The organism is Pseudomonas sp. 8(2025) (genome assembly GCF_052665325.1).
Window position 1 is genome coordinate 44,444 of the sequence record NZ_JBQOIE010000021.1, and the last position, 18,220, is coordinate 62,663.

Annotated in this window: 11 protein-coding genes; 10 read left to right on the forward strand and 1 reads right to left on the reverse strand. The window is 67.0% G+C overall.

Annotated elements, in window-relative coordinates:
- Positions 1–44 precede the first annotated feature (44 nt).
- Positions 45–4,904: an NAD-glutamate dehydrogenase gene (locus ACUXVH_RS28470; RefSeq protein ID WP_077934015.1), complete on the reverse strand. Its 4,860-nt coding sequence runs from the start codon at positions 4,902–4,904 to the stop codon at positions 45–47.
- A 547-nt stretch (positions 4,905–5,451) separates the two neighbouring features.
- Here ACUXVH_RS28470 and ACUXVH_RS28475 point away from each other — a divergent pair.
- The 10 genes from ACUXVH_RS28475 (at position 5,452) to ACUXVH_RS28520 (ending at position 18,205) form a co-directional block, all read left to right on the forward strand.
- Complete coding sequence (locus ACUXVH_RS28475; protein ID WP_019094865.1) at positions 5,452–5,808, forward strand: hypothetical protein; 357 nt, start codon at positions 5,452–5,454, stop codon at positions 5,806–5,808.
- Positions 5,809–6,179: 371 nt separating this feature from the next.
- Positions 6,180–7,139: an AAA family ATPase gene (locus tag ACUXVH_RS28480; RefSeq protein ID WP_003218556.1), complete on the forward strand. Its 960-nt coding sequence runs from the start codon at positions 6,180–6,182 to the stop codon at positions 7,137–7,139.
- Between the two features lie 5 nt (positions 7,140–7,144).
- The gene (locus ACUXVH_RS28485) at positions 7,145–8,086 is read left to right on the forward strand and encodes a DUF58 domain-containing protein (protein WP_011061032.1); all 942 of its coding nucleotides are present in this window, start codon (positions 7,145–7,147) and stop codon (positions 8,084–8,086) included.
- Positions 8,083–8,577: a DUF4381 domain-containing protein gene (locus ACUXVH_RS28490; RefSeq protein ID WP_011061031.1), complete on the forward strand. Its 495-nt coding sequence runs from the start codon at positions 8,083–8,085 to the stop codon at positions 8,575–8,577. Before ACUXVH_RS28485 ends, ACUXVH_RS28490 begins: the two co-directional genes overlap by 4 nt.
- Positions 8,570–9,646 (forward strand): vWA domain-containing protein, encoded by a 1,077-nt coding sequence (locus tag ACUXVH_RS28495; protein WP_011061030.1) that lies wholly within the window; start codon positions 8,570–8,572, stop codon positions 9,644–9,646. The genes ACUXVH_RS28490 and ACUXVH_RS28495 overlap by 8 nt, the downstream gene beginning before the upstream one ends.
- On the forward strand, positions 9,643–11,388 hold the full coding sequence (locus ACUXVH_RS28500; protein ID WP_445496505.1) for a tetratricopeptide repeat protein: 1,746 nt from the start codon (positions 9,643–9,645) through the stop codon (positions 11,386–11,388). Before ACUXVH_RS28495 ends, ACUXVH_RS28500 begins: the two co-directional genes overlap by 4 nt.
- Positions 11,385–13,019 (forward strand): BatD family protein, encoded by a 1,635-nt coding sequence (locus ACUXVH_RS28505; RefSeq protein WP_445496507.1) that lies wholly within the window; start codon positions 11,385–11,387, stop codon positions 13,017–13,019. Before ACUXVH_RS28500 ends, ACUXVH_RS28505 begins: the two co-directional genes overlap by 4 nt.
- Before the next feature lie 270 nt (positions 13,020–13,289).
- Positions 13,290–15,035, forward strand: coding sequence for a caprolactamase subunit beta (gene capB / locus ACUXVH_RS28510; RefSeq protein ID WP_065363909.1), 1,746 nt, complete (start codon positions 13,290–13,292; stop codon positions 15,033–15,035).
- 19 nt (positions 15,036–15,054) lie between these two features.
- Positions 15,055–17,142: a caprolactamase subunit alpha gene (capA, locus tag ACUXVH_RS28515; protein WP_445496509.1), complete on the forward strand. Its 2,088-nt coding sequence runs from the start codon at positions 15,055–15,057 to the stop codon at positions 17,140–17,142.
- 91 nt (positions 17,143–17,233) lie between these two features.
- Complete coding sequence (locus ACUXVH_RS28520; RefSeq protein WP_065363908.1) at positions 17,234–18,205, forward strand: AraC-like ligand-binding domain-containing protein; 972 nt, start codon at positions 17,234–17,236, stop codon at positions 18,203–18,205.
- Positions 18,206–18,220: the final 15 nt, after the last annotated feature.

The following is an 18,220-nucleotide window of genomic DNA, read 5'->3' on the forward strand; positions in this document are numbered from 1 at the left end:
TCGCAAGATACGGGGCTTTTTTGGTTCTGGGCGGGGTCAGGCCGTTACAGCACCGACTGACCGCTCATGGCCAGGTCCAGCAACTCGCGGTTGGCCACCGCATACATGGCGTAGTCGGTGCCGCTGGCGGCACGGATTTCCACCATCATGGCGCGCCAGCGATCGGCCATGCTCGCGTTCTGCTCCAGCCACAGGGCCACGCGGGCCTCCATGTCATCCGGCGCATCGGCCATCTGCAGGACCTTGATGGTGATCGCCCGCTGCTGCCAGTCCACGTCATCGCGGAAGGCTTCGCGCGCCGCCGCCTGCCAGTTGTTGGCCACCGGCAGATCGCTGATCTGCTGCAGGTACCACGGCAGGTCGAGGGCACTGCCCACGGCGAAGTAGGCCTTGGCCACTTCCGCCGCATCGTGGCCGGTCACATCAGCGGCCTCGATGATCGGCAGCAGGGTGTACAGGTGGGTAGTGCCTGCAACCATGCGCGCCAGCAACTCCGGCACACCGGCTTCGACATAGGCGGTGTAACGGGCTTGCCAGCCCTCGCGGGTCGGGCCTTCGAGCAGCTCGTCGAGCTTCAGGCCCAGCGCCGCCAGGTGCGGACCGAAGTGCGCAACGTCACGCGCCGCATCCTGCTCGTTGCGCCGGCTGCGCAGGAACCAGCGGGTGGCACGACGGCCCAGGCGCATCAGCTCGTCCATCAACGCCAGTTGCACTTCAGCCGAAACCTGGTGGTCCAGGGCTTCGATCTGACGGAACCAGTGCGGGAGGTGGAAGATGTCCCGCACGATCACATAGGCACCGGCGACGTTCGCCGGGCTCATGCCGGTGGACTCCTTCAGGCGCTGCACGAAGGTAATGCCCATGTGGTTGACCAGGTCGTTGGCGATCTGGGTGCTGACGATCTCGCGCTTGAGACGATGGCGACGCATGGCCTCGGAGAACTTGGCCACCAGGCTTGGCGGGAACGCGGTCTCCATGTCACGGGTCAGGTAGTCGTCATCCGGTACCAGGGACTTGAGCAGGGCTTCCTTGAGGTCGATCTTGCTGTAGGAAATCAGCACCGACAGTTCCGGACGGGTCAGGCCCTTGCCGGTGGCGGCGCGCTCGGTGAGCTGCTCCTCGGTCGGCAGGTACTCGATGGCGCGGTCCAGCTTGCCACGGCCTTCCAGGTCGCTCATCAGGCGCTTGTACTCGGCGGCACGCTCGTAGGCACGGCGCGCAGCCAGGGACAAGGCCTGGGTTTGCTTGTAGTTGTTGCCCAGCACCAGGCCGCCGACTTCGTCGGTCATGCTCGCCAGCAGCTGGTTGCGCTGCTTGTCGGTCATGTCACCGGCCTGCACCACTTCGTTGAGCAGGATCTTGATGTTCACTTCGTGGTCGGAGCAGTCCACGCCACCGGCGTTGTCGATGAAGTCGGTGTTGGAACCGCCGCCATTGAGGCCGAACTCCACACGACCCAGCTGGGTCATGCCCAGGTTGCCGCCCTCGCCCACCACCTTGCAGCGCAGCTCGTTACCGTTGACCCGCAGGGCGTCGTTGGCCTTGTCGCCGACGTCGGCGTGGCTCTCGGTGCTGGCCTTGACGTAGGTGCCGATACCACCGTTCCACAGCAGGTCCACCGGCGCCTTGAGCAAGGCGTTGAGCAGCTCGGTCGGGGTCAGCTTGTCGGCCTGGATGTCGAAGCGCTCTTTCATCTGCGGCGAGATGGCGATGCTCTTGGCGCTACGGGAGAAGATACCGCCGCCTTCGGACATGATGCTGGTGTCGTAGTCGCTCCAGGCCGAACGCGGCAGTGCGAACATGCGCTGGCGCTCGACGAAGCTGGTGGCCGGATCCGGGTTCGGGTCGATGAAGATGTGCAGGTGGTTGAACGCCGCCACCAGTTGCAGCTTGTCGGACATCAGCAAGCCGTTGCCGAACACGTCGCCGGCCATGTCGCCGACGCCGACCACGGTGATGCTGTCTTCCTGCACGTTGATGCCGCGCTCGCGGAAGTGGCGCTGTACGCCAACCCACGCGCCCTTGGCGGTGATGCCCATCTTCTTATGGTCGTAACCGGCCGAACCACCGGAGGCGAATGCATCACCCAGCCAGAAGCCGTAGTCGATGGCAATGCCGTTGGCGATGTCGGAGAAGGTCGCAGTGCCCTTGTCCGCCGCGACCACCAGGTAGGGGTCATCGTCGTCATGGCGCACGACGTTGGCCGGCGGCACCAGGGCGCCGTCCTTCAGGTTGTCGGTGATGTCCAGCAGGCCGGAGATGAAGATGCGGTAGCAGGCGATGCCCTCGGCCGCGATCTCGTCCCGGCTGCCGCCCAGTGGCAGGCGACGCGGCAGGAAGCCGCCCTTCGCACCGACTGGCACGATTACCGAGTTCTTCACTTGCTGAGCTTTGACCAGGCCCAGGACTTCGGTGCGGAAGTCTTCTTCACGGTCGGACCAGCGCAGGCCGCCACGGGCAACGTTGCCGAAGCGCAGGTGCACGCCTTCGACCCGTGGCGAGTAGACGAAGATCTCGAACTTGGGCACCGGTTTCGGCAGCTCTGGGATCGCGTGCGGGTTGAACTTGAAGCTGAAGTACGACTTGTTCTGGCCGTTGGCGTCGGTCTGGTAGAAGTTGGTGCGCAGGGTGGCCTTGATCAGGTCCAGGTAGCGCCGCAGGATGCGGTCTTCGTTGAGCACCTGTACGTCGTCCAGGGCGGTGAGGATCGCCTGCTCCAGACGCTGCTGCTTGTCTTCCAGGTCGTCGCTGGTGAGCTTGCGCGCCAGGTAGAAGCGGGTCTTGAACAACCGGGTCAACTCGCGGGCGATGTCGGTGTGGTTGTTCAGGGTGCTGGCGATGTAGCCCAGGTCGAAGCCCAGGCGGATCTGCTTCAGGTAGCGGGCGTAGGCACGCAGCAGCGCCACGTCGCGCCATGGCAGGCCGGCGGTCAGCACCAGGCGGTTGAAGGCATCGTTCTCGGCATCGCCGCGCACGATATGGACGAAGGCGTCCTGCAGCGTGTCGTTGAGCTGCTGGATATCCAGGTCCAGGCCTTCGGCGGCGGTGAAGGCGAAGTCGTGGATCCAGAACTCACGGCCATTGTTGTGACGCAGGCGGTACGGGAATTCGCCCAGCACGCGCAGGCCGAGGTTTTCCAGGATCGGCAGCACGTCGGACAGCGCCAGCGGGGTGTCGGCGTGGTACAGCTTGCAGTGCAGCTCGCGCTGGCCGGAGACCTGGCCCAGGGGCTGGTAGAAGCTCATTACCAGCGGGTTGGCTTCGGTGAGGCTCAGCAGGTGCTGCATGTCCACCACCGCCGAATGGGCAGCGAAACGCTCGCGGTAGCCGGCCGGGAAGCCTTTGGGGAAGTCCGCCAGCACGTTGGTGCCGTGGGCTTCGCCGAAGCTTTCCACCACCAGGCTGGCGTAGTCGTCCTGCCAGCTGCGGCAGGCCTGCACCACTTCTTTTTCCAGCAGCAGCGGATCGATGTCGATGCGCTGTTTCGGGTCCACCCGCAGGATCAACTGCACACGGGCCAGCACCGACTCGGAGAAGAAGGTCCAGAACTCGCAGTCGGTGGCTTGCAGGCGATCCATCAGCACTTGCTGGATCTTCTGCCGCACTTCGGTGGAATAGATATCACGCGGCACGTAGGCCAGGCAGTAGCAGAAGCGGCCGTAGGGGTCTTTGCGCAGGAACACGCGGATCTTGTTGCGTTCCTGGATCTGCACGATGGACATCACGGTGCTGAACAGCTCGTCCACCGGGGTCTGGAACAGATCGTCGCGAGGCAGTACCTCCAGGACCTGGGCCAGTTCCTTGCCCAGGTGCGCCTTGGCCTGGAAGCCCGAGCGCTGCTCGATGGCTTCGACCTTGCGGCGGATGTAAGGAATCACCCGCACGCTTTCGCCGTACACCGAAGAGGTGTACAGGCCCATGAAGCGGCATTCCTTGATGACCTTGCCGTCGGCATCGATCTGGCGGATCGATACGAAGTCCGGGTAGGCCGGACGGTGCACGCGGCTCGGGTGCGCGGCCTTGGCGAAGGACAGCGGCGTCGGTTCGCGCAGGTAGTTGACGGCGTAGTCTTCGATGCGCAGGTCATCGCTGGTCAGGCCGGCGCGCAGTAGCTTGGCCAGGCCGAGGAAGGAGTTCGGGTCATATTCGATATGCCCGCCGTCCTGGTCGGCGCCGACCACGAATTCTTCATAACCGAGGAAGGTGAAGTGGTTGCCCACCAGCCATTCGAGGAAGCTCTTGATCTCGGTCTTTTCTTCGGCGGCGATCGGGAACTGGCTGTTGTCGATGCTCTGGATCAGTTCCTGGACCTTGGCCTTCATCGGCTCGAAGTCGGCCACGGCGACCCGCACTTCGCCCAGTACCTGTTCCAGTTCCTTGCCCAGCACGCTGAGTTCGGCGGCGTTGGCGCAACGGTCGATCTCCAGGTACATCAGCGACTCTTGCTGGATGCCTTCGCCCTGGGTGCCCTTTGGCAGGATTTCCAGCAGCTCGCCCTTGCTGCCACGACGTACGCTGAGCACGGTGGTCTGCAGGGTGTGGATGCTGTAGCCGCGACGGTTGAGCTCGGTGCGTACCGAGTCCACCAAAAACGGCAGGTCGTGGTGCAGGACTTCCACAGCAGTGTGGGTCGACTGCCAGCCATGGCGTTCGTAATCGGGGTTGTAGACGCGGACCTGCGGTTGCCCGTGGTCGAAGCGCTCAAGCAGGCGCCAGGCAGAAAGGGTGCAGCCCGCCAGGTCGGACATGCGACGCTGGGTGAGTTCGTCCAGGGAAATGATGCCGAAGAATTGTTCAGCGAACAGCGCCACTTGTGGCAGTGCCTGTTCACTGATGTGCTGCGCCAGTGCCGCTTGCAGTTGGTGCTGGAAGTCGGCTTTGCTGGCTGCGGTGAAGAACGCCATCTGTGGTACTCCGCTTGGGCTTGTTATTGATGGAAGCGTCGCGTGCAAACCCCTCGCGGGGCGGTGCTGCATCCTGCTCCTGGTCTCGGGCAGAGGTAGCAGGATGACAGGTGGGTGAAGCTGGACGAGACGCACAGGTCACATTCACCTTCCGGGGATGGGCATCTGCAAAAACGACTGACGCTAGCCGGGAAACCGAGCGCAATGCCTTTACAGGTGACCATCACAAATCAGACGCAACCTATTGCACTAAGAACAAATTGTCCGCTGCGCAGCTTAACGAGTGCGATGTGACAGCTGCTTGCGATGCTGCGACATATTCGGTCAACGGCACGCAGCAGAACGCTCACGCTTTGAGCAACACTAGCAGCCGCGGTGGAAAAACCGGTTTTTTTCCCCGGATTCACGGTACTTGCGTACCAAAAGTGACTGCCGCAGCGATTGTGTTCACGACCTGTTCTCTGACAGACAAGCCAGCAGAAATTCCATCGGGCTGGCAGAATTGTTTCCTTTCTGCCCGCCCGGCCACTCTCTCAGGAATGCCCCCATGCACATGACCACCGCCCACCTGATCGCCAACCCCTGCGACGACGAAGAAGACAACATGGCCATGCTCTGCTGCCACAGCACCCAGGGCGAGATGTTCCTGATGAGCCGCTACCCGGACGAAGACGAACTGGAGATCACCCTCGACGGCGAGCCCTCGACCCTCGATGGCGTCAAGGTGACCCTGAGCCCCACCACCCTGCTGATCGAAATCGCCGCGGCCGACGCCGACGCCCTGAACGGCGCCGACCACCTGGAGATCCGCCACAGCACCGCTGCCTCGGACCTGGCCGAAGTGGAGGAAACCCTGCAGAACATCCTCAAGGGCACCGGCACCTACATCAGCCAGCTGTCCTGAGCGACAGCGCCCTTCCCGGTAGGAGCTGGCTTGCCAGCGAAGGCGTCTTCGGCCCCGCCGCAAACCTTGCCGGCCTCTTCGCCGGCAAGCCGGCTCCTACCAGAGCCCCAACACCGCGCCCGACCGTAGGAGCTGGCTTGCCAGCGAAGGCGTCTTCGGCTCCGCCGCAAACCCTGCCGGCCTCTTCGCCGGCAAGCCGGCTTCTACCGGGGGTGCGCGTGGTGCTGAATAAAACACGGATTTTTTTCGACTAATTCGCCAAATCAGGTTTTCCCCGTTAGTCGCCGACCCCCGCTATGGATTAAAGTATCGCCCCCAGCCCCGACGTTCCCTCAACGCCCGGGGCGCACCCTCTCCAGGAACAGTCACCGATGGAACATCGTGAAGCGCTTTTGGCGCTGCGAACCTTTCTTTCAACGCAGATTCTCGGCCAGGAAAAACTCATCGAGCGCTTGCTCATCGCCCTGCTCGCCGACGGCCACATGCTGGTCGAGGGCGCTCCGGGGCTGGCCAAGACCAAGGCCATCAAGGAGTTGGCCGAAGGCATTGAAGCGCAATTCCATCGGATCCAGTTCACCCCCGACCTGCTGCCCGCCGACATCACCGGCACCGAGATCTATCGCCCGGAAACCGGCAGCTTCGTGTTCCAGCAAGGCCCGATCTTCCACAACCTGGTGCTGGCGGACGAGATCAACCGCGCTCCGGCCAAGGTCCAGTCGGCCCTGCTCGAAGCCATGGCCGAGCGCCAGGTCAGCGTCGGGCGCAGCACCTATGAACTGTCGCCGCTGTTCCTGGTGATGGCGACCCAGAACCCCATCGAGCAGGAAGGCACCTACCCGCTGCCCGAAGCCCAGCTCGACCGCTTCCTGATGCACGTCAAGATCGGCTTCCCGGACGCCGCGGTGGAGCGGCGGATCCTCCAGCAGGCCCGTGGCGAAGCCCTGAACGGCGAAACCAAGCCCGAGCGCCGGGTCAGCCAGCAGGCGATCTTCGCCGCACGCAAGGAAATCCTCGGCCTGTACATGGCCGATGCGGTGGAGGAATACCTGGTGCAACTGGTGATGGCCACCCGCACCCCGGCCAAGTTCGACCCGGAGATGGCCGAGTGGATCGCCTACGGCGCCAGCCCCCGCGGCTCCATCGCCCTGGACCGCTGCGCCCGGGCCCACGCCTGGCTCGCCGGCCGCGACTTCGTCAGCCCCGAAGACATCCAGGCCGTGCTGTTCGACGTACTGCGCCACCGCATCATCCTGTCCTTCGAGGCTGAAGCGGCCGGTATCGACCAGGACCGTGTGGTACAGCGCATCCTCGACGTCGTTGCCGTCGCCTGAAGCCCATGACCCAGCCCGTTGCCGAACCCGGCATTCGCATCACCCTCGGCGAACTGATCGAGATGCGCCATCGCGTGCGCGAGGTGCAGCTGTTCTCCACCCCCAGCCAGCGCAGCCCGCTGATCGGCCTGCACCACTCCAAGCTGCGCGGGCGCGGCGTGGACTTCGACCAGGTGCGGGTCTACCAGGCCGGCGACGACGTGCGCACCATCGACTGGCGGGTTACCGCGCGCACCCAGGAACCGCACACCAAGCTGTTCCACGAAGAGCGCGAGCGGCCGATCTTCATCATGGTGGAACAGAGCCGCCAGCTGTTCTTCGGCTCGGGGCTGATGTTCAAGTCGGTGCTCGCCGCCCAGGCCGCGAGCCTGATCGGCTGGGCCGCCCTGGGCCATAACGACCGGGTCGGCGGGCTGGTCTACGGCGACGACGAGCACTACGAGATCAAGCCGCGGCGCAGCAAGCAGAGCCTGTTGCAGCTGCTCAACCGCCTGGTGCGGGTCAACCAGTCGCTGCACAGCGAAGCCCGGCCCCAGCGCGACGCCCTGGGCACCGCGCTGCTGCGCGGGCGCGAAGTCCTGCGTCCCGGCAGCCTGGTGATCGTGATCTGCGACGAACGCGCCCTGAGCGACGCCGCCGAGCAGCAACTGAGCCTGCTGTCGCGCCATTGCGACCTGCTGTTGATGCCCCTTTCCGACCCGCTGGACCACGCCCTGCCCGCCGCCGGCCTGCTGCGCTTTGCCGAACGCGGCGCCCAGCTGGAACTGGACACCCTGAACTACGACCTGCGCCAGGCCTACCGCGCCATGAGCGAAGCGCGCATCGCCCGCTGGGAACGCCTGGCGCAAAAGCTGCGGGTGCTGCTGATGCCCCTGAGCACCCAGAGCGAGATGGTCGAGCAGCTGCGCGAGTACCTCAACCCGCAGCGCCCCGGAGCCGGCCGATGAGCAGCCTGGAACAACTGCAACCGCTGCTGCCGCCGCCCGCGGTCAGCCTGTGGCCGCCGGCCCCGGGCTGGTGGCTGCTGGCGATCCTGCTGCCGCTGCTGGGCCTGGCCCTCTGGCACTGGCGCCACCTGTGGCCGCGCAAGGCCGTGCGCGCCCGCAGCGAGCAGCCCCTGGACCCGGTGCGCCTGGCCGCCCTGGCAGAACTGGCGCTGCTGCCCAAGCCCTATGACGGTGCCCCCGCCGGCGCCTGGCTGCAGGCCTTGAATGCCCTGCTCAAGCGCCTGTGCCGCAACCATTACCCCTACAGCCAGAGCCACACCCTGAACGGGCGCAAATGGCTGGCGTTCCTCGACAACCGTTGCCCGGCCGCCGGCCTGACCCGCTGGATGGTACTGGTGGAAGGCGCCTACAAGCCCGAATGCAAGCTCGACGACAAAGCCATCGCCGGCCTGACCCAGGCGGTGGACACCTGGATTCGCAAGCATGTTTGAGTTCGCCTGGCCCTGGGTCTTCGTCCTGCTGCCGCTGCCCTGGCTGCTGCGCCTGGTGCTGCCGGTGGCCGACAGCGGCGAGCCGGCGCTGAAAGTGAGTTTTCTCAGTGACCTGGAAGGCCTGTCCAAGCGCCGGGCCCGCGCCCACCTGCCGGCCTGGCGCCAGCAGGTGCGTTTCATCCTGCTCTGGCTCCTGCTGCTGTTGGCCGCCGCGCGCCCGCAATGGCTGGGCGACCCCTTGCCGGTGGCCGCCAGCGGCCGCGACCTGCTGGTGGCGGTGGACGTTTCCGGCTCCATGGATTTCCCCGACATGCAATGGCAGGACGAGGACGTCAGCCGCCTGAACCTGGTCAAGCACCTGCTGGGGGACTTTCTCGAACACCGCGAAGGCGACCGGGTGGGCCTGATCCTGTTCGGCAGCAAGGCCTACCTGCAGGCGCCCCTGACCTTCGACCGGCACACGGTGCGGGTCTGGCTGGATGAAGCGAAGATCGGCATCGCCGGCAAGAACACCGCCATCGGCGATGCCATCGGCCTGGCCCTCAAGCGCCTGCGCCAGCGCCCGGCCCAGAGCCGGGTGCTGATCCTGGTCACCGACGGCGCCAACAACGGCGGCGAGATCGCCCCCATCACCGCCGCCCGGCTGGCCGCCGAGGAAGGGGTGAAGATCTACCCCATCGGCATCGGCGCCGACCCGGAACAGAGCGCCACCCTCGGCGTGCTGGGCATCAACCCGAGCCTGGACCTGGACGAACCGGCCCTCAAGGAGCTGGCGCAAGTCACTGGCGGGCGCTACTTCCGCGCCCGGGACGGCCAGGAGCTGCAAGCGATCAAGCAAACCCTCGACCAACTGGAACCGGTGGCCCAGCAACCGACCCAGGCACGCCCGGCCCAGGCCCTGTACCACTGGCCCCTGGCCACGGCGTTGCTGCTCAGCGTGCTGCTGGTGCTGCGCGAGCGCTGGCCGCAGAACCCGCTGCAACGCTTCTTCACCCAGTCGAACTTCCTGCTGCCTGCCCATGACTGGCGCCAGCGGCTCAAGCGCCTGCGCTTGCGGAGGCGTCGATGATCAGCCTCTGGCCCCATTGGTTCCGCCCCGGCTGGTTGCTGGTGCTGCCCCTGCTGGCGCTGCTGCTGTGGAAGCTCTGGCACCGGCAGAAACGGGCCGGGCGCTGGCAGATGATCCTGCCCCCGGCCTTTCACGCCGCCCTGCTCAGCGGCGGCAATGGCCGCGAAAGCAAGCTGCCCTGGGTGGCCCTGGGCCTGGCCTGGCTGCTGGCGGTGCTGGCCCTGCTGGGCCCCAGCTGGCAGCGGGTGGAACAGACCAGCCAGAAACCCGCCGACCCGCTGGTGGTGCTGCTGGAGCTGACCCCGCAGATGCTCGCCAACGACGTGCCGCCCGATCGCCTGGAGCAGGCCCGGCACAAGCTGCTGGACCTGTTGCAACTGCGCAGCGACGCGCAGACCGCCATCGTGGTCTACGCCGGCAGCGCCCACACCCTGGTGCCGCTGTCCGATGACCTGGCCACCAGCCGCAACCTGCTGGACGCCCTCAAGCCGTCGATCATGCCCCAGGCCGGCCAGCGCGCCGACCTGGCCCTGCTCAAGGCCCTGAAGCTGCTGGACCAGGGGGCCCTGGGCCAGGGCCGGGTGCTACTGATGGCCTCCTCCCTCAACGAAGAGGAACGCCAGGGCATCCGCCAGGCGCTCAAGGGCGACGCCCCACAGTTGCTGATGCTCGGCTTCGGCAGCCGCGACGGCGCCCCGGTGGCCCTGGAAGACGGCAGCTACCTCAAGGACGACCAGGGCGCGATCCTGGTATCGCGCCTGGACAGCCCGGACCTCAAGCACTTCATCGGCGACGTGGGCGGGCGCTACCGCCAGGCGCGCCTGGACGACAGCGACCTGCGCGGCCTGGGCCTGCTGGGCGGCCCGCAAGGCCTGCGCAGCGACGGCCAGACCCTGCGCCTGGATACCTGGGCCGACCAGGGCTACTGGCTGCTGCTGCCGCTGTTGCTGCTGGCCGCCTGCGCCGGGCGCCGGGGCTGGCTGTTCTGCCTGCCCCTGCTGCTGTTCGCCGTGCCACAACCGAGCTACGCCTTAGACTTCAATGACCTGTGGCTGCGCCCCGACCAGCAGGGCCAGCGGCTTCTGCAACAGCAGCGCCCGGCGGAGGCCGCGCGGCATTTCCAGGACCCGCAATGGCAAGGCGTGGCCTTGTACGAAGCCGGCAACTACACTGCCGCCGCCGAGCGTTTCGCCGAGGGCAACGACGCCCGCGCCCACTACAATCGCGGTAACGCCCTGGCCCGCAGCGGCGAGCTGGAAGCCGCCATCGACGCCTACGAGCAGGCCCTGGAACGCCAGCCGGACCTGCAACCGGCGTTGCAGAACAAGGCCCTGGTGGAAAGCCTGCTGCAACAGCAACAGGCCCAGGCGCAAACACCGCCACCGGCGAAGAAGCCGGACCCCCCCGAAGGCGACGACACCCGCCCGGGCCCCAGCGGTGCAGCCACCCAGCCACCACCGGGCAGCAATGGCCCGCAGGACCCGGCACAGGCGCCGGCCAACGAAGGCGACACGCCGCCGCCGGATCCACAGGCCGCCGGCCACAGCGAAGTGCCCGGCAGCGAGCTGGACGACCAGCACACCACCACCCCGCTGCGCCCGGTGGAGGACAGCCTGGACGCTGAACACCAGCAGGCGCTGGAACAATGGCTGCGCAAGATCCCCGACGACCCGGGTGAATTGCTCAGGCGCAAATTCTGGTACGAACAGCAACAACATCAGGATCAGGGAAAAACTCGATGACCCGCTGCACCGCCCTACTGCTTGCCCTCGCGTTCTGCACTGGCCAGTCCCAGGCTGCCGGCCTGCTCGCCAGCCTGGACCGCAGCCAGGTCAATTCCGGGGAAACCGTCGAGCTGACCCTGGAGTCCACCGATGTCACCCAGTTCGGCAAGCCGGACCTGGCGCCCCTGGAGGCACAATTCGAGGTGCGCGGCACGCGCCAGGTCAACCAGCTCAACGGCCTGGGGGACAACCACGCCAGTACCCGCTGGATCGTCACCCTGCTGCCGCGCCACACCGGCACCCTGGAAATCGCCCCGCTGCAACTGGGCAGCCTGCAGAGCCAGCCCCTGAGCCTGCAGGTCAACACCAGCCCGGCCCAGGACCAGAACGCCCGCCTGGAACCGGTGTTCATCGAAGCCGAGCTCGACCAGCCCAGCGTCTATGTCCAGGCCCAGGCCCTGCTGACCCTGCACATCTACCACTCGGTGCCGCTGTTCGACGACAGCAGCCTGAGCCCGCTGCTGCTGAGCGACACCCGGGTGGAACAGCTGGGCGAGCCGCGCACCTACGAAAAGCTCATCAATGGCGTGCGCCACGGGGTGATCGAGATGCGCTACGCGCTCTATCCCCAGCGCAGCGGGCCGTTGCAGATTCCCGCGCTGACCTTCAGCGCCACCCTGGCCAACCCGGACCCGGGCCAGGAAACCAGCTCGCAGACGCCCCGGGCCGGCAAGCTGATCCACGTCAGCTCCAGTGACATCAGCCTGCAGGTCAAGGCCAAGCCCGCCACCTACCCGGCCGACGCGCCCTGGCTGCCGGCCCGCAGCCTGAGCCTGAGCGAAAGCTGGAACCCGGAGCCCGAGCACCCTCAGGTCGGAGACTCCCTGACCCGCAGCCTGACCCTGCGCGCCGAAGGCCTGTCCAGCGCCCAGTTGCCGCCGCTGCCCCTGGCCGACGTCAATGGCCTGCGCAGCTACCCGGACCAGCCGCAATTGAGCAACCAGCACGTTGAACAGGGCCTTCTGGGCATTCGCGAAGACCGCCAGGCGCTGGTGCCCACCCGCCCCGGCAACGTCGAACTGCCCGCCATTGAAGTGACCTGGTGGAACACCGTCGAAGACCGCCTGGAAAGCACCAGCCTGCCGTCGCGGGCCCTGCAGGTGGCGAACAACCCGAGCCTGGTGGTGGACACCCCGGCAGGCAACGCCTCGGCCGCGCCCGACAGCGGCAACCTGTGGCTGTGGCAACTGAGCACCCTGCTGCTGGCTTGCACCACCCTGCTGGGCTTCGGCCTGTGGTGGCGCGCCCGCTGGCAGCCGGCGGTGCTGCGCGCCACCCAGACCGGCCCCAGCCCGCGCTCGCTGCTGGACGACCTCAAGCGTGCCTGCCAGGCCAACGACCCCCAGGCCACCCGCCAGGCCCTGGACGCCTGGGCCCGACAGCAGCCCGAAACCCTGGCCGAAATGGCCGCGCGCTTCGTGCCGCTGTCCGACGCCCTGGACGGCCTCAACGGCGCGCTCTACAGCGAGACCGGCCAGTACTGGCAGGGCGAGGAACTGTGGCGAGCGATACGCGCCATCCCGATCGACGAACGGGTCCAGGACCCGGTGGCGGACACCACCAGCCTGCCGCCGCTGTACCCCAAGTAACCGGCGCTTCGCGCAGCCCCCTCCCCCGTAGGAGCCGGCTTGCCGGCGAAAAGCCCCGTAAGCCATGCCGCGCCGGGGCGGGCCTGTTCGCTGGCGAGCCAGCTCCTGCAGCGCGTGCCCCCCACATTCAGCAGTGACGACAGTGCACCAGAACGCAAAAAGCCCTGCACCCGGCGACAAGCCAGGTGCGCCTGGCTGCGCGTAGCTTAAGGCCGTGGGCGCAACAGCCGTCGCGCCCCACCCCGAGAACAACAAGAACTCAGGTGAGCCATGAGCACAGTAGATCCGATCACCCTCGCCGTGGTGCGAGGGGCGCTGGAAACCGCCCAGCGTGAAATGACCCTGACCCTGGAGAAAACCGGCCGCTCCAGCGTCTTCAACCTGGCCCACGACTACTCCAATGCCTTGTTCGACCACCTCCCGGAAATGGTCCTCCAGGGCCAGGACATCCCGATCCACCTCGGCTCGCTGATCCCGGCGATGAAATGCGTGGCCGGATTCTTCGGCGACGACATCTATGAAGGGGACGTGATCTACCACAACGACCCGGCCTACCAGGGCAGCCATATCCTCGACTGCTGCATGTACAAACCGGTGTTCTACCGGGGCGAGCTGGTGTTCTGGGCGGTGTGCAAGGGCCACCTCACCGACATCGGCGGCCCGGTGCCCGCCGGCTACAACCCGGATGCCAGGGAGATCTATGCCGAAGGCCTGCGGATTCCGCCGGTCAAGCTCTGGTCCCGGGGCCAGCGCCGCGAGGATGTGATCAACCTGCTGCTGACCAACATGCGCGCCCGGGTCTACCAGGAAGGCGACCTGAATGCCCAGTACGGCGCCTGCAGCGTCGGCGAGCGGCACCTGCTGCAACTCCTGGAGCGCTACGGCGTGGAACAGGTGCGCGCCTGCATCGGCGAGCTCAAGGACATGGCTGACCGGCACATGCGCGCCCTGCTGCGCGAGGTGCCGGATGGCCTCTACCACGGCAGCGCGGTGCTGGAGGATTCGGGCCACGGCCTGGGCCAGCTGACCATCACCGCCCAGGTGCAGATCAGCGGCGATCAGGCCCGGGTGCGCATCGACAGCCCGCCCCAGGTGCCCTACTTCATCAATTCCTACGCCGGCAACTCGGTGTCCGGGGTGTACCTGGGGCTGATGATGTTCGCCCAGGTGCCGCCGCCCTATAACGAGGGCCTGTACCGCTGCATCAGCGTCGACCTGGGGGAGCCCGGAACCCTGTGCAACGCCAGCGAACCCGCGCCCCACGTCAACAGCACCACCACCCCCATGGAAACCCTCGCCGACGCGGTGCGCCAGGCCCTGGAGCAGGCCGCGCCGGAACGGGTCACCGCGTCCTGGGGCCATGCCAGCGGGATCAACATCGCCGGCCACGACCCGCGCAACGACAACGCCGAATACGTGACCATGGTCCTGGCCTCGATCATCTCCGGGGCCGGGGCCAACCAGGCCATGGACGGCTGGCCGGCCTGCGGCCCGTTGTGCTGCTTTGGCGCGCTGATGTCCGGCGACATCGAACTGCTGGAATACGCCTACCCGATCCTCATCCACCGCTACAGCCTGATCACCGACAGCGGCGGCGCCGGGCAGTTTCGCGGCGGCTCGGGCACCTGCATCGAGATCGAACCCTTGCAGCACCCGATGACCGTGGTGGGTTTCGGCGAAGGCCGGCAACTGCCCACCGCCGGCGCCGCGGGGGCGCGCAACGGCCTGCTGGCGCCCAAGCTCGGGCGCCTGACCCATCGCCGTGCCGACGGCCAGGAACACACCTACCAGCACAACGCCCAGTTGACCGCACAACCCGGAGAGCGGGTGATCAACCTCAACCCCGGCGGTGGCGGCTATGGCGACCCCTTCCTGCGGCCCCTGGAGCGAGTGGCCGAAGACCTGCGCAATGGCCTGGTCTCCCTCGAAGGCGCGCGCCTGGACTACGGCGTGGTGTTCGACGCCGAGCAGCGCCTGGACCACGACGCCACCCGCGCCCTGCGCGCCCGCCCCTGAACCCACGGAGCATCCCCCCATGAGCAAACACTATCGCCTGGGCATCGACGCCGGCGGCACCTTCACCGATTTCATCCTCGCCGACCAGCTCGGCAACGTGCAGCTGTTCAAGGCCCCCTCGACCCCGCAGGACGGCACCCTGGCCATCCGCAACGGCCTGGCGCAGATGGCCGACGCCCTGGGGCGCAGCCCGGCGCAGATCATCGGCGACTGCGATCTGTGCATCAACGGCACCACCGTGGCCCTCAACGCCCTGATCGAGAAGACCGGGGCCAAGGTCGGCCTGCTGTGTACCGACGGCCACGAAGACAGCCTGGAAATCCGCCTGGGGCACAAGGAAGACGGCCACCGCTACGACGCCAGCTACCCCCAGGCCCACATGCTGGTGCCGCGCCACCTGCGCCGGCCCATCGGCGGGCGCATGCGCAGCGACGGCCAGGAGCACGCGCCCCTGGACGAAACGGCGATCCTGCGGGCCATCGAGTACTTTCGCGAGCAGGAGGTGCAGGCGGTGGCCATCTCCTTTGTCTGGTCGGTGCGCAACCCGGCCCACGAGCAGCGCGCCGCACAGCTGGTGCGCGCGGCCCTGCCCGGGGTCTTCGTCTGCACCGGCAATGAAGTGTTCCCGCAGATCCGTGAATACACCCGCACCTCCAGCACCGTGGTCAACGCCTACCTGAGCCCGGTGATGCAACGCTACGTGGAGCGCATCGACAGCCTGTTCGAAGAACTGGGCGCACAGCAGCCGACCCGCTACTTCCAGTCCAACGGCGGCCTGGCCCCCGGCGCGATCATGAGCACCCGGGCTGTCAATGCGATCAATTCCGGCCCGGCCTCGGCGCCCCAGGCCGGGCTGTGCGTGGCCCGGCCATTCGGCATCGACAACGTGATCACCGTGGACATGGGCGGCACCTCCTTCGACATCACCCTGAGCCAGGGTGGGCGCACCAACTTCAGCAAGGACAGCGACTTTCTGCGCTACCGCATCGGCGTGCCGATGATCCAGGTGGAAACCCTCGGCGCCGGTGGCGGCTCCATCGCCCACCTGGACCCCTTCGGCATGCTCCAGGTCGGCCCGCGCAGCGCCGGAGCCAACCCCGGGCCGGTGTGCTACGGCAAGGGCGGCAGCGAGCCAACGGTGACCGACGCCAACCTGGCGCTGGGCTACCTGGCGGACGGCGCCTTGCTCGGCGGCAGCATCCGCCTGTCACGCCAGGCGGCGCTGCTGGCCATCGCCAGCCGGATCGCCGAGCCCCTGGGCATCAGCATCGAGCGCGCGGCGCTGGGAATCATCACCCTGGTCAACCTGAACATGGTCAGCGGCATCCGCCGGGTATCGGTGGAGCGCGGCTACGATCCCCGCCAGTTCGCCCTGATCGGCGCCGGCGGCGCGGCGGGCATGCACGTGATCCGCCTGGCCGAGGAAATCGGCAGCCAGGTGGTGCTGATTCCCAAGGTGGCCTCGGGGCTGTGCGCCTTCGGGCAGATCCTCTCGGACATCCGCTACGACCAGCTGACCACCCTGCCCATGCGCCTGGACGACCAGCACGTGGACCTGGCGCTGCTCAACCGGACCCTGGCCCGGCTGCGCGAACAGGGCCTGGAGAACCTGCGCCAGGACGGCTTCAGCAACGGCAACCGGGTCGATACCCAGTACCACCTGGAAATCCGCTACCTGGGGCAGATCCACGAATGCAGCGTCGAGCTGGCCAGCAACGAGCTGGACCCGGCCGGTCTCGGCGCCCTGCGCGAGGCCTTCCACAGCCGGCACAAGGCGCTGTTCTCCTACAGCGAGCCGCAGAGCCCGATCGAGCTGGTGAACCTTGAATGCTCGGTGATCGCCAGGCTGCAGCACCCACCGATGCCGGAGATGCCGATCCCCGAGCAGCAGGTGCCGGCAACGCCTCGGGAACAGCGCTCGATGCTGTTCGACGAAGCCGGCGGCTGGCAACCGACGCCGGTCTACCAGGGCGAACAGCTGCAGGCCGGGCAGACCCTCACCGGCCCCTGCGTGATCGAGGAAGCCACCACCAACATCGTGGTGCCGCCGGGCTGGCAGGCGACGCTCGCGCCCTCGGCCTGCTACCGGCTGACGCCTGCCGATTGACCGACCCGCGCTTTTGCCCAAAGATCACCGGCACCGTGGCTGACCACCCGGTGCTGTCCTGACTAAAAAACACAAGAAAGCAGGAGTGATGATGGTTCAGCAGCTTTCCACCCGTTACTGGCCCGAGCACCAATGCCAGCCCCGCTGGGCCGAAGCCATTGGCAACGCCTACTTTCCCCTGTCCCTTGAATTCAGCAGCGACCGCCCCTTCCAGGGCAACCTGCGGATCTGGGAAACCCCCAGCAGTGCCCTGGCCCTGTCGCGCCTGCGTTCCAGCCGCCTGGGCTATTCCCGGAGCAAGGCCCAGGTCAGCAACGACACCCAGGCCTGCTACCTGGTGACCATCCCCCGGCGCCACGAGGTGCTGTTCGAACAGGACGGCCGCGAGCTGCATTGCCGCCCCGGCAGCTTCATCTTCGAACGGGGCGATGCGCCCTACCGCTTCCGCTACGCCAGCGACAACGATCTCTGGGTGTTCAAGCTGCCGGAGCAGGCCCTGCACGGCCAGTTGCGCGGCGCCGAGCGCTACACCCGTTTCTGTTTCGATGCCCGGCGCGGCCTGGGGCGGATCTTCGCCGACCAGTTGGCCATGTGCGCCGCGCGCTTCGACGAATGCGCCCCGGCGGCGCGGCATATGCTGCTGGAACAGGCCCTGGCGACCCTGCTGCTGACCCTGCGCCAGGACGAACGGGTGCTCAGCAGTGAAAGCTCCAGCCTCGCCGCCCTGCACCTGCAACGCATCGACAGCTACGTGGAGCAGCACCTGGGCTCGGCGGAGCTCAACCCCAGGCAGATCGCCAGCGCCTGTGGCATTTCCCTGCGCTACCTGCACAAGCTCTTTGCCGACAGCCCCTTCAGCCTGGGCGAATGGATTCGTCAGCAGCGCCTTTGCGCCGTGCACCGCCAACTGCGCGACGCCCACTGCCGCCTGTCGATCGGCGAGCTGGCCGCGCGCTGGGGGTTTGCCGACCAGGCCCAGTTCGCCCGGCACTTTCGCCAGCGGTTCGGCTGCACCGCCAGCGAAGTGCGCGCCGGCCAGGGCACTGCCGTACCGCGTCACTGAACGCCGGCCCCACTT